The organism is Agromyces sp. NPDC055520 (genome assembly GCF_053619715.1).
The window spans coordinates 1-15,113 of the sequence record NZ_JBSHJY010000062.1 but is presented as its reverse complement, the minus strand read 5'-3'; the positions used below and the strand labels follow the sequence as shown (position 1 = coordinate 15,113).

The window sequence follows — 15,113 nt, the reverse complement described above, 5'->3', positions numbered from 1 at the left end:
CGGTACGGAAGGCCGGTCCCCTCGGGGGCCGGCCTTCCGGCGTTTCAGGCTGTGGGTGACGGATGTCGCGTGCGACGGGCCCGACGGCGGCGCACGGCGGAGATCACGAGCACCGCGATCACCACGATGCCGAGCACGACGAGCACCGGCGCGAGGATCGCCGCGAACGCCAGGGCGAATGAACCCGCATCTTCGGCGGCACTTGCGACGGGTGCGCCGACTCCGGCCGTCGCGGTGTTGACGATCGGTCGTGCCATCGCCTTGGCGAGGTGCACGAGCAGCGCGAGGCCGACACCGATCGCGATCGGCACCCACTGCTGCGAGGCGAAGAAGGTTTCGGGGTCGGTGACGGCGACGGTCGTGGCACTGACGCCCGAACCGAAGGCCAGACCGCCCGCAGTGGGGCGCACGACGGTCTGCACGATGTCGTTCATCGAGTCGAGGCCCGGCACCTTGTCGGCGACGAACTCGACGATGAGCAGCACGACGAGAATGAGCAGCACCCACTCGTTCGAGAGCCACGCCCACTGCGGCGGCAGCTCGATGAGCCCGGTGAAGCGGTCGAGCGCGCCGATCACGACGAGGGGGATCCACGCGTTCAGGCCCGCCGCGAGGGCGAGACCTGTTCCCGTGAGCAGCTCGAGCATGGTCGTCTCCGGTGCTGTCGCGTTCGGTGCGGTCGCGTTCTGTGCCGTTGCGTCGAGTGTCGCACGGATAGAGTGGGAGGCGTGTATCTGATCGGCCTCACGGGCGGCATCGCCTCAGGAAAGTCCACCGTCGCGCGTCGACTGTACGAGCACGGCGCCGTGCACATCGACGCCGACCAGCTCGCGCGGCGCGTCGTCGAGCCCGGCAAGCCGGCCCTCGCCGCGATCGTCGAGGCGTTCGGCGCCGAGGTGCTGAACCGCGACGGCACCCTCGACCGCGCGAAGCTCGGTGAGCGCGTCTTCGGCGATCCGGAGCAGCTCGCGAAGCTCAACGCGATCGTGCATCCCGCGGTGCGGGAGCTTTCGGCCCGCCTGATCGCGAAGGCCGAGCAGGAGGACCCGGATGCCGTCGTGGTCTACGACGTGCCGCTCCTGGTGGAGGCTTCCGTCGACCATCCCTTCGACCTGATCGTCGTGACCGATGCACCGCGACGCGCCCAGGTGCAACGTCTCGTCGAGAACCGGGGGCTCGATCTCGGGCAGGCCGAGGCACGGGTCGACGCGCAAGTCGACAACACGGCCCGGCTCGCGATCGCCGACGTCGTGATCGACACCGACGGCACGCTCGCGCACACGATGAGCCAGACCGACGACCTCTGGCACCGCATCGTCGAAGAGCGGCGCGAACAGCGGGAGCGGCGCGAACAGGCCTGACCGGCGGCCCTCGGCCTGACAGCCGGCTCCCAGGGGGAGTGTCGGCGGGCGCTCCTAGACTGGAGAGCATGCAGGCCACCCGTTCCGTCCGGCCGTTCGAGGTCATCAGCGAGTACACGCCCAGCGGCGATCAGCCGGCGGCGATCGCCGAGCTCGCGGCACGCATCAATGCCGGTGAGACCGACGTGGTGCTGCTCGGCGCGACCGGCACCGGCAAGTCGGCGACGACCGCGTGGCTCATCGAGCAGGTGCAGCGGCCGACCCTCGTGCTCGCGCACAACAAGACGCTCGCGGCGCAACTCGCCAACGAGTTCCGCGAGCTCCTGCCGAACAACGCCGTCGAGTACTTCGTCTCGTACTACGACTACTACCAGCCTGAGGCCTACGTTCCGCAGACCGATACCTTCATCGAGAAAGACAGCTCGATCAACGCCGAGGTCGAGCGACTGCGGCACTCGACGACGAACTCGCTGCTGAGCCGTCGCGACGTCGTCGTGGTGTCGTCGGTCTCGTGCATCTACGGCCTCGGCACGCCCGAAGAGTACCTCGGCGCGATGATGCCGCTGCAGGTCGGGCAGAAGGTCGACCGCGACTGGCTCATCCGCAAGTTCGTGTCGATGCAGTACCAGCGCAACGACGTCGACTTCTCGCGCGGCAACTTCCGCGTTCGGGGCGACACGATCGAGATCATCCCCATCTACGAAGAGCTCGCGATCCGCATCGAGATGTTCGGCGACGAGATCGAGGCGCTCTACAGCCTGCATCCGCTGACCGGTCAGGTCGTCGCGAAGCTCGACTCGGTGCCGGTCTTCCCGGGCTCGCACTACGTCGCGAGCACCGAGGTGATGCAGCGCGCGATCGGCACGATCCGCGTCGAGCTCGAAGAGCGGCTCGCCGAGCTCGAGCGCGAGGGCAAGCTGCTCGAGGCGCAGCGGTTGCGCATGCGCACGACGTTCGACCTCGAGATGATGGAGCAGATCGGGTTCTGCTCGGGTATCGAGAACTACTCGCGGCACATCGACGGCCGCCAGGCGGGTGAGGCGCCGCACTGCCTCCTCGACTACTTCGCCGACGACTTCCTCGTCGTGATCGACGAGTCCCACGTCACGGTGCCGCAGATCGGCGCGATGTACGAGGGCGACTCCTCGCGCAAGCGCACGCTCGTCGAGCACGGGTTCCGCCTCCCGAGTGCGCTCGACAACCGGCCGCTCAAGTGGGACGAGTTCAAGGCCCGCGTCGGCCAGACGGTCTACCTCTCGGCGACCCCCGGGCGTTACGAGATGGGCATCGCCGACGGCGTGGTCCAGCAGATCATCCGCCCGACGGGGCTCGTCGACCCGCAGATCGTGGTGAAGCCTTCGAAGGGGCAGATCGACGACCTGCTCGAAGAGATCCGCACCCGCGCCGATCGCGACGAACGCGTGCTCGTCACGACGCTCACGAAGAAGATGGCCGAAGAGCTCACCGACTTCCTCACCGAGGCGGGGGTGCGCGTGCGCTATCTCCACTCCGACGTCGACACGTTGCGGCGGGTCGAGCTGCTCACCGAGCTCAGGGCGGGCGTCTACGACGTGCTCGTCGGCATCAACCTCCTCCGGGAGGGGCTCGACCTGCCCGAGGTCTCGCTCGTCGCGATCCTCGACGCCGACAAAGAGGGCTTCCTCCGTTCGTCGACCTCGCTCATCCAGACCATCGGCCGTGCCGCGCGAAACGTCTCGGGCGAGGTGCACATGTACGCGGACGTGCTCACCGACTCGATGAAATCGGCGATCGACGAGACCACGCGGCGTCGTGACATGCAGATCGAGTACAACCGGGTCAACGGCATCGACCCGCAGCCGCTCCGCAAGCGCATCGCGGACATCACCGATGTGCTCGCGCGAGAAGAGGCCGACACCGCGGCACTCCTCGCCGGCCGCGATGCGAGGAAGAAGACCTCGGTGCCGAACCTCCGTCGCGAGGGCATCGCGGCGGCCGGTGCCAATGACCTCGAAGACATCATCCGCGATCTGAACGACCAGATGCTGATCGCCGCCGGCGAGCTGAAGTTCGAGCTCGCGGCTCGACTTCGCGACGAGGTCTCCGATCTGAAGCGCGAGCTCCGGCAGATGGAGAAGGCCGGGCATCTCGACTGAGTCGTGACCGGTGACACGTCGGCGGAGTTCAGCCCCGATTCGAACGTATGTTCGCTCAGAGCACGTGTGGCCGCGGCATCCATGTCGGTGGCGCTCTCTAAACTCGAAGGGTGCCAGTTTCACGTCTCGATGCCCATTCGCGCCTGAGTGTCCGCGGAGCCCGCGTGCACAACCTGCAGAACGTCGACGTCGAGATTCCGCGCGACGCGATGGTGGTCTTCACCGGGCTCTCGGGCTCGGGCAAGTCGTCGCTCGCCTTCGACACGATCTTCGCCGAGGGGCAGCGGCGCTACGTCGAGTCGCTCTCGGCGTACGCCCGTCAGTTCCTCGGGCAGGTCGACCGGCCCGACGTCGACTTCATCGAGGGGCTGAGCCCCGCGGTCTCGATCGATCAGAAGTCGACGAACCGCAACCCGCGCTCGACCGTCGGCACGATCACCGAGATCTACGACTACATGCGACTGCTGTGGGCGCGCATCGGCGTGCCGCACTGCCCGGTGTGCGGTGAGCGCATCCAGCGGCAGACGGTGCAGCAGATCGCCGACCAGCTCATGGAGCTGCCCGAGGGCACGCGCTACCAGGTCGTGAGCCCGGTCGTGTCGAAGAAGAAGGGCGAATTCGTCGACCTCTTCCGTGATCTCGCGGCGCAGGGCTACTCGCGCGCCGTCGTCGACGGCGAGGTGATCCGCCTCGACGACCCGCCGAAGCTCAAGAAGCAGATCAAGCACGACATCTCCGTCGTCATCGACCGTCTCGTGGCCGCGCCCGAGCTGCTCGGGCGGCTCACCGACTCGCTCGAGACCGCGCTCCGGCTCACCGACGGGCTCGTGCAGATCAACTACGTCGACGAGACGGGGCCCGCGGCCTGGGCCACCTTCTCCGAGAAGCTGTCGTGCCCTAACCAGCACCCCATCCAGCTCACCGAGATCGAGCCGCGCACGTTCTCGTTCAACGCGCCGTTCGGCGCGTGCCCCGAGTGCTCGGGTCTCGGCACCCGCATGTCGGTCGACGACGCGCTGCTGCTCGGCGACCAGAGCCTCAGCATCGCCGAGGGCGTCATCCTGCCGTGGACCTCGCAGGGCAAGAGCCTCTACAACTACTACGAGAAGCTGCTCGGCGGCCTCGCGCGCGACCTCGGTTTCTCGCTCGACACCCCGTGGGAGGAGCTCGACGAGACCGCCCGCCAAGCGGTGCTGCGCGGCGACAACTTCGAGGTCAAGGTCAAGTGGCGCAACCGCTACGGCCGCGAGATGAGCTACACCTCGGGCTTCGAGGGCGTCGTGCCCTACATCGAGCGGCAGTACCTGCAGGCCGAGACCGACGTGCAGCGGGCCCGTTGGTCCGAGTACCTCCGCGAGGTGCCGTGCCCGGTCTGCGACGGCAAGCGGCTGAAGCCCGAGGTGCTCTCGGTACTCATCCACGACCACAGCATCGCCGACGTCGGGCTGCTGAGCCTCACCGACGCCCGTTCGTTCATGGACCGCCTCGAGCTGACCGATCGCGAGCAGGCGATCGGCGCCCAGGTGCTGCGCGAGATCAAGCTGCGACTCGACTTCCTGATCAGGGTCGGGCTGAGCTACCTCGACCTGTCGCGGGCGGCGGCCACGCTCTCGGGCGGTGAGGCGCAGCGCATCCGCCTCGCGACGCAGATCGGCTCCGGCCTGACCGGCGTGCTCTACGTGCTCGACGAACCGAGCATCGGCCTCCACCAGCGCGACAACCGCCGCCTCATCGACACGCTCATCGCCCTTCGCGACCTCGGCAACACGCTGATCGTCGTCGAGCACGACGAAGACACCATTCGCACCGCCGACTGGATCGTCGACATCGGCCCGGGTGCCGGCGTCAACGGCGGCACCGTCGTGCACTCGGGCAGCTACGCCGACCTCGTGAAGAACACGCGCTCGCTCACGGGCGACTACCTGTCGGGGCGTCGTGAGATCCCGATTCCCGATCGGCGTCGTACGATCGACGCCGAGCGCATGATCACGGTGCAGGGCGCTGAGGCCAACAACCTGCGCGGCGTCGACGTCGAGTTCCCGCTCGGCGTGCTGACCGCCGTCACGGGGGTGAGCGGCTCGGGCAAGTCGTCGCTCGTCAACGACATCCTCTACCGGGTGCTCGCCAACCGGTTGAACGGCGCCCGCAAGGTGCCCGGCAAGCACCGCAGGGTCACGGGGCTCGATCAACTCGACAAGGTCGTGCACGTCGACCAGGCGCCCATCGGCCGCACGCCGCGCTCGAATCCCGCCACGTACACGGGGGTGTTCGACCGCATCCGCACCCTCTTCTCCGAGACGACAGAGTCGAAGGCGCGCGGCTATCTGCCGGGCCGATTCAGCTTCAACGTCAAGGGCGGGCGCTGCGAGGCGTGTTCGGGCGACGGCACGATCAAGATCGAGATGAACTTCCTGCCCGACGTCTACGTCGCGTGCGAGGTCTGCGGCGGCAAGCGGTACAACCGCGAGACCCTGCAGGTGCACTACAAGGGCAAGAACATCGCTGAGGTGCTCGAGATGCCGATCAGCGAGGCGGCCGAGTTCTTCGAACCGATCTCTGCCATCCACCGCTATCTGCAGACGCTCGTCGAGGTCGGGCTCGGCTACGTGCAGCTCGGCCAGAGCGCCACCACCCTCTCGGGCGGCGAGGCGCAGCGTGTGAAGCTCGCCACCGAGCTGCAGCGGCGTTCCAACGGCCGCAGCGTCTACGTGCTCGACGAACCCACGACGGGGCTCCACTTCGAAGACGTGCAGAAGCTGCTCAAGGTGCTCGGCAAGCTCGTCGACAAGGGCAACTCCGTCATCGTGATCGAGCACAGCCTCGACGTGATCAAGTCGGCCGACTGGATCATCGACCTCGGCCCAGAGGGCGGGTCGGGCGGCGGTCAGATCGTCGCGACCGGCACTCCCGAACAGGTCGCCGCGGTGACCGAGAGCCACACGGGGTACTTCCTCCGCGAGATCCTCGACGGGGGATCGGTGCGAGCCGCGGTCGCAAGCTGAGGCGATGAACAGCGCATCGTCGAACATCGAGGGCGTCTCGTACCGCCCGAAGAAGGGTGAGATCCCGACTGGGCCCGGGGTCTACCGATTCCGCGACGCCGAACGACGCGTGCTCTACGTCGGCAAGGCCAAGAACCTCCGGGCCCGGCTCTCGAACTACTTCGCGCCGCTCCGCACCCTGCACGAGCGCACCCGGCGCATGGTCACCACGGCAGCCTCGGTGGAGTGGACCGTCGTCGCCAACGAGGTCGAGGCACTGCAACTCGAGTTCACCTGGATCAACGAGTTCGACCCGCCCTTCAACGTGCAGTTCAAAGACGACAAGTCGTATCCGTACCTCGCGGTCACCCTCGCCGACGAGGCGCCGCGGGCGGTCGTCACCCGCAACCGCAACATTCGCGGTGCGAGGTACTTCGGGCCGTACCCGAAGGTGTGGGCGGTCAACGAGACGCTCGAGATCCTGCTCAAGCTGTTCCCGATCCGTACCTGCAAAGACTCCGACTATCGGCGGGCGATGGCGAGCGGCAAGCCGTGCTTCGCCGGCCAGATCGGGCGGTGCTTCGGGCCGTGTTCCGGGCGCGTGACGATCGCAGAGCATCGCGAGAACGTCGATCGCTTCGTCGCGTTCATGCAGAATCAAGACAGGCGCATCCTCGGCGAGCTGACGCAGCGCATGCAGTCGGCCGCGGCGGTGCAAGACTACGAGTCCGCGGCACGACTGCGCGATCGGCTGCAGGCCGCGACGTCGTTCTTCGAGAAGAGCGCGGTCGTGCTCGGCGAGAAGGTCGACATCGACGTCTTCGGCATCGATCACGACGAGCTCGCCGCGGCCGTGCAGCTCTTCATCGTGCGCGGCGGGCGCATCCGCGGCGTGCGCTCGTGGACGGTCGACAAAGAGCTCGACGTGCCGCTGGGCGATCTCGTCGACTCGGTCGTGCAGAACGCCTACGGCGACGGGGGAGTACCGCCCGCCGAGGTCGTCGTACCCGAGCTGCCCGACGACGCCGAGGCGCTCGAGGCCTGGCTCGGTGCCATGGCCGGGCGCAAGGTGCGGCTGCGTGCCGCGCAGCGCGGCGACAAGGCGGCGTTGCTCGCCACCGCGACGCAGAACGCCAAGCAGACCCTCATGCTCTACAAGACCCGGCGCAGCGCCGATTTCACGACGCGGTCGCGTGCCCTCGAAGACATCCAAGAGGCGCTCGGCATGGCCGACGCACCCCTGCGCATCGAGTGCTACGACGTCTCGCATCTCAGCGGCACGAACATCGTCGCCTCGATGGTCGTCTTCGAAGACGGCCTGCCGCGCAAAGACGAGTACCGCCGCTTCACGATTCCGCACTCGACCGACGACACCGACTCGATCCATCAGGTGCTCACTCGCCGCCTCGCGTACCTGAAGTCGCCGACAGAGTCGGCGGCGGCAGATCGAGCAGGCCGAGCCGACACGGCAGACGGCGCAGTCGCAATCGCAGTCGACAGCGGAGGCGGGCGGGGCCTGCCTGATGGCGAAGCGGATGCCGCGGCATCCGAACCCCGAAAGAAATTCGCCTACCGGCCCAACCTGCTGATCGTCGACGGCGGGCAGCCGCAGGTGGCGGCCGCGGCGCGCGCACTGGAGGAGTCGGGTGTCGAGGGCATCTTCCTCTGCGGCATCGCGAAGCGGCTCGAAGAGATCTGGACGCCGGACGGCGACTTCCCGGTGATCCTGCCGCGCAACAGCGACGCGCTCTTCCTCTTCCAGCGGGTGCGCGACGAGGCCCACCGCTTCGCGATCACCCACCAGCGACAGCGTCGTAAGCGCGACATCGGCAGCGTGCTCTCCGAGATCCCCGGGCTCGGACCGTCGCGCGTGAAAGAGCTGCTGCGCCATTTCGGATCGGTCAAGCAGTTGCGTGCGGCATCCGAGACCGAGATCGCCGAGGTGAAGGGCATCGGCCCGCTGCTCGCGGCGACCGTGCACCTAACCCTGCACGCCGATGGCGCCCCCGCACCCAGATAGGCTGGGGTGTCGACACGCGAAGGGGGCTTCGGCACGATGACCGTCGATTCAGAACAGCAGGAGATGCTGATCGTCACCGGCATGTCCGGCGCGGGTCGCACCACGGTCGGCAACGCGCTCGAAGACCTCGGTTGGTACGTCGTCGACAACCTTCCCCCGCAGATGCTGCGCCCTCTCGTCGAACTCGTCGAACGGGCCGGCACATCCCTGCCGCGCATCGCGGCCATCGTCGACATCCGCGGTCGCGACTTCTTCTCCGAGCTCCGCGAGATCATCCAGGCCCTTCGCACCGGTGTCAACGTGCGCGTCATGTTCCTCGACGCCACCGACTCGGTGCTCGTGCGGCGATTCGAGTCGGTGCGCCGGCCCCACCCGCTGCAGGGCAACGGCACGCTGCTCGACGGCATCGGCGCCGAGCGTGCGCGCCTCGCCGAACTGCGCGAGGCCAGCGACATCGTCGTCGACACCTCCGACCTCAACATCCACCAGCTGGCGACCCTCACGAGGGAGACGTTCGCCGAAGCGGGTCATGCGGGGCTCCGCATCACCATGCAGAGCTTCGGCTTCAAGTACGGCGTGCCCTCCGACGCCGATCTCGTGGCCGACGCCCGATTCCTGCCGAATCCGTTCTGGATCCCCGAACTGCGCCATCTGACGGGCGACGATGCCGTCGTCTCCGAATTCGTGCTGAGCCAACCGGGTGCGATGGAGTTCGTCGAGGCCTACGTGAAGGCGCTCGAGCCGGTGCTCGCCGGCTACCAGCGCGAGAACAAGCGGCATGCGACCATCGCGATCGGATGCACCGGGGGCAAGCACCGCTCGGTCGCACTCGTGCGCGAGCTGTCGAAGCGCATCGCCGAGCTGCCCGGTGTCGTCGTGAGTGTGAAAGATCGGGATCTGGGTCGCGAGTGATCGTCGACCCTGCAATGTATGAGAGATGGGACGACAAGTGGCACTGACCGCTGACGTGAAAGAAGAACTGGCGCGCGTCGAGGTGTCGAAGACCGGGGTCAGGGTCGCCGAACTGGCGTCGATCCTGAGGTTCGCCGGGGGGCTGCACATCATCTCGAACCGCATCGCGATCGAGGCCGAGCTCGACTCGCCGACGCTCGTGCGTCGCGTGACGCGCGACCTGGGCGAGATCTATGGCGTGCGACCCGATGTCTCGGTGATCTCACCGACCGGCATGCGGCGCTCGAACCAGTACCTCGTGCGTGTGCTCGACGGGGGCGAGACCCTCGCTCGCCAGACCGGGCTGCTCGACGCTCGTCGTCGCCCCGTGCGCGGGCTGCCCAACAAGCTCACCACCGGGTCGCGCGACGAGGTCGCGGCGATCTGGCGCGGGGCGTTCCTCGCGAAGGGCAGCCTGACCGATCCCGGCCGTTCGGCCGCGCTCGAGGTGACTTGCCCCGGCAACGAGACGGCGATGGCACTGGTCGGTGCCGCTGGGCGGCTCGGCATCTCGGCGAAGGCTCGAGAGGTGCGCGGCGTGCACCGTGTCGTCATCCGCGACGGTGAGGCGATCAGCGCGATGCTCGCGGTCATGGGCGCCACCGATACCGTGCGCAACTGGGAGGAGCTGCGCCAGCGCCGAGAGGTGCGTGCAACCGCCAACCGTCTCGTCAACTTCGACGACGCGAACCTGCGCCGTTCCGCGCAGGCCGCCGTGGCCGCGTGCGCTCGGGTCGAGCGCGCCATGGAGCTGCTCGGCGAGGGCATCCCCGACCACTTGAAGTACGCCGGCCAACTGCGTCTGGCCCATCGCGAGGCGAGCCTCGACGAACTGGGTCACTACGCCGACCCGCCCATGACGAAAGACGCCGTCGCCGGGCGCATCCGCCGTCTGCTCGCGATGGCCGACAAGAAGGCCGCCGACCTCGGCGTACCCGGCACCGAAGCGAGCCTGCCCGCCGATCTCGACGAGGTCTGAGCGGAGCCCGCGTCGAGGGCGGGCATAGACTCGAGGGGCAGCCGCGGAATCCCGGGGATACGCCCGGGGGATCCGGCGCATCTGACAAGGAGAAGCAATGGCCGACTACACCCTCCCCGATCTGCCCTACGACTACTCGGCGCTCGAGCCGGCGATCAGCGGCAGGATCATGGAGCTGCACCACTCGAAGCACCACCAGGCGTACGTGACGGGTGCCAACACCGCCCTCGCGCAGCTCGCCGAGGCTCGTGACTCCGGCAACCTCGCGAACGTCAACAAGCTCGAGAAAGACCTCGCCTTCAACCTCGGCGGACACGTCAACCACTCGATCTTCTGGACGAACCTCTCGCCCGACGGCGGCGACCAGCCGACCGGCGACCTCGCCGCGGCGATCGACGACCAGTTCGGGTCGTTCGACAAGTTCAAGGCCCACTTCACCGCGACGGCGCTCGGCGTGCAGGGATCGGGCTGGGCGGTGCTGGCATGGGACTCCGTCGGAGAACGACTGATCATCGTGCAGTTCTTCGACCAGCAGGGCAACCTGCCTGCCGGCATCGTGCCGCTCCTGATGCTCGACGTCTGGGAGCACGCGTACTACCTCGACTACCAGAACGTGCGCGCCGATTACGTCACGGCGTTCTGGAGCATCGCCAACTGGGAGAACGTCCAGAAACGGTTCACGACCGCTGGTGAGAAGACCTCAGGGCTGCTGCTACTGTCGTAAACGGATGGTGTCCTCGGACCCGTCCGGGGACACCGTCGTCCGACCAGTTCACCCGTGAAAGTGCGCGTTCGCGCCATCGTCAATCAGGAGACATCTGTGTCTGTAAAGATCGGCATCAACGGCTTCGGCCGTATCGGCCGCAACTACTTCCGCGCCGCCCTCGCTCAGGGCGCCGACCTCGAGATCGTCGCCGTGAACGACCTCACCGACAACAAGACGCTCGCACACCTCCTGAAGTACGACTCCATCACGGGTCGCCTGGACGCGACGGTCGACTACGACGAGAACAACATCATCGTCGACGGCAAGGCGATCAAGGCGTTCGCCGAGCGCGACCCTGCGAACCTGCCCTGGGGCGAGCTCGGCGTCGACATCGTCATCGAGTCGACCGGGTTCTTCACCAAGGCCGGCGACGCTCGCAAGCACATCGAGGCCGGCGCGAAGAAGGTGCTCATCTCGGCTCCCGCGACCGATGAGGACGCGACCTTCGTGATGGGCGTCAACGAGCACGAGTACGACCCCGCGAAGCACAACATCATCTCGAACGCCTCGTGCACGACGAACTGCCTCGCACCGCTCGCGAAGGTCTTCAACGACGCCTTCGGCATCGAGCGCGGCCTCATGACGACGGTGCACGCCTACACGGCCGACCAGAACCTGCAGGACGGCCCCCACAAAGACCTGCGCCGTGCACGCGCCGCTGCGATCAACATCGTGCCGACGTCGACCGGTGCTGCGAAGGCCATCGGCCTCGTGCTGCCCGAGCTCGTCGGCAAGCTCGACGGCTTCGCCCTGCGCGTTCCCGTGCCCACCGGTTCGATCACCGACCTCACGGTCACGTCGTCGCGCCCCGTGACCGTCGACGAGGTCAAGGCCGCGTACAAGGCCGCTGCCGAGGGTCCCATGAAGGGCATCCTGAAGTACACCGAAGACGAGATCGTCTCGAGCGACATCGTCACCGACCCGCACTCGTCGATCTTCGATGCGGGCCTCCTCCGGGTTCTCGGTGACCAGGTCAAGCTCTCGGCGTGGTACGACAACGAGTGGGGCTACTCCAACCGTCTCGTCGACCTCACCGAGTACGTCGCCGAACGTCTCTGAATCGAGCCCCTGTGACCCTGCGAACGATCGACTCCCTCGGTCCGCTCGCCGGCAAGCGCGTCGTCGTCCGCTGTGACCTGAACGTCCCCCTCAAGGACGCGGTCATCACGGACGACGGCCGCGTGCGGGCGTCGGTCCCCACCCTTGCGGCACTCGTCGCCCAGGGCGCCCGCGTGATCGTGGTCTCCCACCTGGGCCGACCCGACGGTGCGCCCGACCCCCGGTACAGCCTCGCCCCCGTGGCCGCACGCCTCGGCGAGCTGCTCGATGCGCCGGTCGCCTTCGCGACCGACACGGTCGGCGCGGATGCCGCGGCGAAGGCTGCGGCCCTCGCCGACGGCGAGGTGCTCGTGCTCGAGAACCTCCGCTTCAACCCGGGGGAGACCTCGAAGAACGAGGCCGAGCGCACCGCGTTCGCCGGCGAGCTCGCCGTGTTCGCCGACGCGGTCGTCTCCGACGGCTTCGGCGTCGTGCACCGCAAGCAGGCGAGCGTCTACGAGCTCGAGCAGCTCCGTCCGAGCGCCGCCGGCCTGCTGATCGCGGCTGAACTCGACGTGCTCGACCGACTCACCGAGAACCCCGAGCGCCCCTACACGGTCGTGCTCGGCGGCTCGAAGGTGTCCGACAAGCTCGGCGTCATCGCCCACCTGCTGCCGCGCGTCGACGCACTGCTCATCGGCGGGGGCATGCTCTTCACCTTCCTCGCCGCCCAGGGGCACCGGGTCGGGTCGAGCCTGCTCGAGGCCGACCAGATCGACACGGTGAAGGGCTACCTCGCCGAGGCCGCCGACCGCGGCGTCGACATCGTGCTGCCGAGCGACGTGGTCGTGGCCGCTTCGTTCTCGGCGGATGCCGAGCACGTGGTCGCCGCGGCCGACGCGATCGAAGACACCCCGTTCGGGTCGTCGGGGCTCGGCCTCGACATCGGCCCGGTAACGGCCACCGCCTTCGCCGACCGCATCCGCGGGTCGAAGACGGTGTTCTGGAACGGCCCGATGGGCGTGTTCGAGCTCGCGCCGTTCGCGGCGGGAACCCGAGTGGTCGCCGAGGCGCTCACCCAGGTCGACGGCCTCAGCGTCGTCGGCGGCGGCGATTCGGCGGCCGCTGTTCGTCAACTCGGCTTCGAGGACTCGCAGTTCGGTCACATCTCGACCGGCGGGGGCGCGAGCCTCGAGTTCCTCGAAGGCAAGAAGCTCCCCGGACTGGAGGTCCTCGGATGGTAGGCAAGCGCACCCCGTTCATCGCAGGCAACTGGAAGATGAACCTCGACCACCTGCAGTCGATCGCGTTCGTGCAGAAGCTCGCATGGGCGCTCTCCGACGCGAAGCACGACTTCGCGGACGCGGAGGTCGCGGTGTTCCCGCCGTTCACCGATCTGCGTTCGGTGCAGACGCTCGTCTCCGCCGACTCCCTGCCCATCGGCTACGGTGCTCAGGATGTCTCGGCGCACGATTCCGGCGCGTACACGGGTGAGATCTCCGGGGCGTTCCTCGCGGCGCTCGACTGCACGTACGTCATCATCGGCCACTCCGAGCGACGCACGCTGCACGCGGAGTCCGACGCCGAGGTCAACGCGAAGGTCAAGGCCGCGCACCGTCACGGCCTCGTGCCGGTCGTCTGCGTCGGCGAAACCGCCGAAGATCTCGAGGCGCACGGGCCGAGCGCGGTGCCGGTCGCGCAGCTGCGTGCGGCCCTCGACGGCGTCGACGGTTCGAAGGGACTCGTGGTCGCCTATGAGCCCGTCTGGGCGATCGGCTCGGGTCAGGCGGCGACGCCGGCCCAGGCCGAACAGGTCGCCGCGGCGCTCCGCGCACTGCTCGTGGAACTGCTCGGCGAAGAGGTCGCACAGTCGACCCGCGTGCTCTACGGCGGCTCGGTGAAGGCCGCGAACATCGCCTCGTTCCTGCGCGAACCGAATGTCGACGGCGCGCTCGTCGGCGGTGCGAGCCTCGACATCGCCGAGTTCTCGAGCATCGTCAGGTTCAAGAAGCACGTCGGAGCCTGAACGACCGTGCCCGGGAGCGCGTGCGCTCCCGGGCACGGCCGTGCTTCCGGCTATACTCGAATGTCGGCATCGACGCCTCTGTCGTGCCCGGAAAGGTTCAACCCGTGGAGATTCTCCAGGTCGTCCTGCAGGTGCTGCTCGGTCTCACGAGCCTGCTGCTGACGCTGCTCATCCTGCTGCACAAGGGTCGTGGCGGCGGTCTGTCCGATATGTTCGGCGGCGGCGTCACTTCGAGCCTCGGCGCATCCGGTGTCGCCGAGCGCAACCTGAACCGCATCACGGTCATCCTCGGACTCGTGTGGGTGTCCTGCATCGTCGTGCTGGGCCTCATCACCAAGTTCGACTCCGGAATCTGACGGGAGCCGTCATGGCATCAGGAAACAGTGCAATCCGCGGCTCGCGCGTCGGCGCGGGCCCCATGGGCGAGCAGGATCGCGGCTTCCACGCCGACCGCGTCGCCATCAGCTACTGGGACGCACACGGCAACGAGACCGTGCGCTACTTCTCGGCGACCCTCCCCGAGGAAGAGATCCCCGAGACCATCGACAGCCCGTCGACCGGCCTGCCGGCCGGCCGCGATCGCGAGAACCCGCCGTCGGTCTCGAAGCTCGAGCCTTACAAGACACACCTCGCGTACGTGAAAGAGCGTCGTACCGACGAGGAGGCGGCGACGCTCCTCGACGACGCGCTCACGCAGCTGCGCACGCGTCGCGGTCAGATCCCGAAAGACTGACCCGAGGCGGGAATGCGAGAAGGGGGGGGGCGGGGGGCCGGCCCCCGCGCGCGCGGGGGCGTTTTAAAAAAAACCAGCCCCCCACACAGTGAGACCACGGGGGTTGCGGCGTGTGGGTGGAAA

Annotated in this window: 13 protein-coding genes; 12 read left to right on the top strand and 1 reads right to left on the bottom strand. The window is 67.9% G+C overall.

The features are described 5' to 3' along the window. Positions 1-44: 44 nt before the first annotated feature. Positions 45-647 carry a DUF4126 domain-containing protein gene (locus tag ACWGST_RS16085; RefSeq protein ID WP_452047678.1) on the bottom strand — a complete coding sequence of 201 codons (603 nt, stop codon included), beginning with the start codon at positions 645-647 and terminating at the stop codon, positions 45-47. A gap of 81 nt (positions 648-728) precedes the next feature. On the opposite strand from ACWGST_RS16085, the gene coaE reads away from it, so the two are divergent. From coaE to ACWGST_RS16025, 12 genes are all read left to right on the top strand, one after another. After that, positions 729-1,361: a dephospho-CoA kinase gene (gene coaE, locus ACWGST_RS16080; protein ID WP_452047677.1), complete on the top strand. Its 633-nt coding sequence runs from the start codon at positions 729-731 to the stop codon at positions 1,359-1,361. Positions 1,362-1,429: 68 nt separating this feature from the next. Then, positions 1,430-3,496, top strand: coding sequence for an excinuclease ABC subunit UvrB (gene uvrB, locus ACWGST_RS16075; protein ID WP_452047676.1), 2,067 nt, complete (start codon positions 1,430-1,432; stop codon positions 3,494-3,496). A 110-nt stretch (positions 3,497-3,606) separates the two neighbouring features. Next, positions 3,607-6,498, top strand: a complete 2,892-nt coding sequence (gene uvrA / locus ACWGST_RS16070; RefSeq protein ID WP_452047675.1) for an excinuclease ABC subunit UvrA — start codon at positions 3,607-3,609, stop codon at positions 6,496-6,498. 4 nt (positions 6,499-6,502) lie between these two features. Further along, complete coding sequence (gene uvrC / locus ACWGST_RS16065) at positions 6,503-8,497, top strand: excinuclease ABC subunit UvrC (protein WP_452047674.1); 1,995 nt, start codon at positions 6,503-6,505, stop codon at positions 8,495-8,497. 36 nt (positions 8,498-8,533) lie between these two features. Further along, complete coding sequence (gene rapZ, locus ACWGST_RS16060) at positions 8,534-9,409, top strand: RNase adapter RapZ (RefSeq protein ID WP_452047673.1); 876 nt, start codon at positions 8,534-8,536, stop codon at positions 9,407-9,409. 37 nt (positions 9,410-9,446) lie between these two features. Further along, positions 9,447-10,427 (top strand): DNA-binding protein WhiA, encoded by a 981-nt coding sequence (gene whiA, locus ACWGST_RS16055; RefSeq protein WP_452047672.1) that lies wholly within the window; start codon positions 9,447-9,449, stop codon positions 10,425-10,427. A 97-nt stretch (positions 10,428-10,524) separates the two neighbouring features. Further along, complete coding sequence (locus ACWGST_RS16050; protein ID WP_452047671.1) at positions 10,525-11,151, top strand: superoxide dismutase; 627 nt, start codon at positions 10,525-10,527, stop codon at positions 11,149-11,151. Between the two features lie 96 nt (positions 11,152-11,247). After that, positions 11,248-12,252: a type I glyceraldehyde-3-phosphate dehydrogenase gene (gap, locus tag ACWGST_RS16045; protein WP_452047670.1), complete on the top strand. Its 1,005-nt coding sequence runs from the start codon at positions 11,248-11,250 to the stop codon at positions 12,250-12,252. A gap of 11 nt (positions 12,253-12,263) precedes the next feature. Further along, on the top strand, positions 12,264-13,475 hold the full coding sequence (locus tag ACWGST_RS16040) for a phosphoglycerate kinase (RefSeq protein WP_452047669.1): 1,212 nt from the start codon (positions 12,264-12,266) through the stop codon (positions 13,473-13,475). Beyond that, the gene (gene tpiA / locus ACWGST_RS16035; RefSeq protein WP_452047668.1) at positions 13,469-14,257 is read left to right on the top strand and encodes a triose-phosphate isomerase; all 789 of its coding nucleotides are present in this window, start codon (positions 13,469-13,471) and stop codon (positions 14,255-14,257) included. Before ACWGST_RS16040 ends, tpiA begins: the two co-directional genes overlap by 7 nt. 104 nt (positions 14,258-14,361) lie before the next feature. Further along, a complete protein-coding gene (gene secG / locus ACWGST_RS16030) occupies positions 14,362-14,613 on the top strand; it encodes a preprotein translocase subunit SecG (protein ID WP_452047667.1) in 252 nt (83 codons plus the stop codon). 11 nt (positions 14,614-14,624) lie between these two features. Then, complete coding sequence (locus ACWGST_RS16025) at positions 14,625-14,990, top strand: RNA polymerase-binding protein RbpA (protein WP_452047666.1); 366 nt, start codon at positions 14,625-14,627, stop codon at positions 14,988-14,990. Positions 14,991-15,113: the final 123 nt, after the last annotated feature.

Bases quoted from the DNA above. Each gene is read 5' to 3' on its own strand.
- ACWGST_RS16085 (WP_452047678.1), bottom strand. From the start codon at position 647: ATGCTCGAGCTGCTCACGGGAACAGGTCTCGCCCTCGCGGCGGGCCTG.
- rapZ (WP_452047673.1), top strand. From the start codon at position 8,534: ATGACCGTCGATTCAGAACAGCAGGAGATGCTGATCGTCACCGGCATG.
- uvrB (WP_452047676.1), top strand. From the start codon at position 1,430: ATGCAGGCCACCCGTTCCGTCCGGCCGTTCGAGGTCATCAGCGAGTAC.
- ACWGST_RS16025 (WP_452047666.1), top strand. From the start codon at position 14,625: ATGGCATCAGGAAACAGTGCAATCCGCGGCTCGCGCGTCGGCGCGGGC.
- tpiA (WP_452047668.1), top strand. From the start codon at position 13,469: ATGGTAGGCAAGCGCACCCCGTTCATCGCAGGCAACTGGAAGATGAAC.
- uvrC (WP_452047674.1), top strand. From the start codon at position 6,503: ATGAACAGCGCATCGTCGAACATCGAGGGCGTCTCGTACCGCCCGAAG.
- ACWGST_RS16050 (WP_452047671.1), top strand. From the start codon at position 10,525: ATGGCCGACTACACCCTCCCCGATCTGCCCTACGACTACTCGGCGCTC.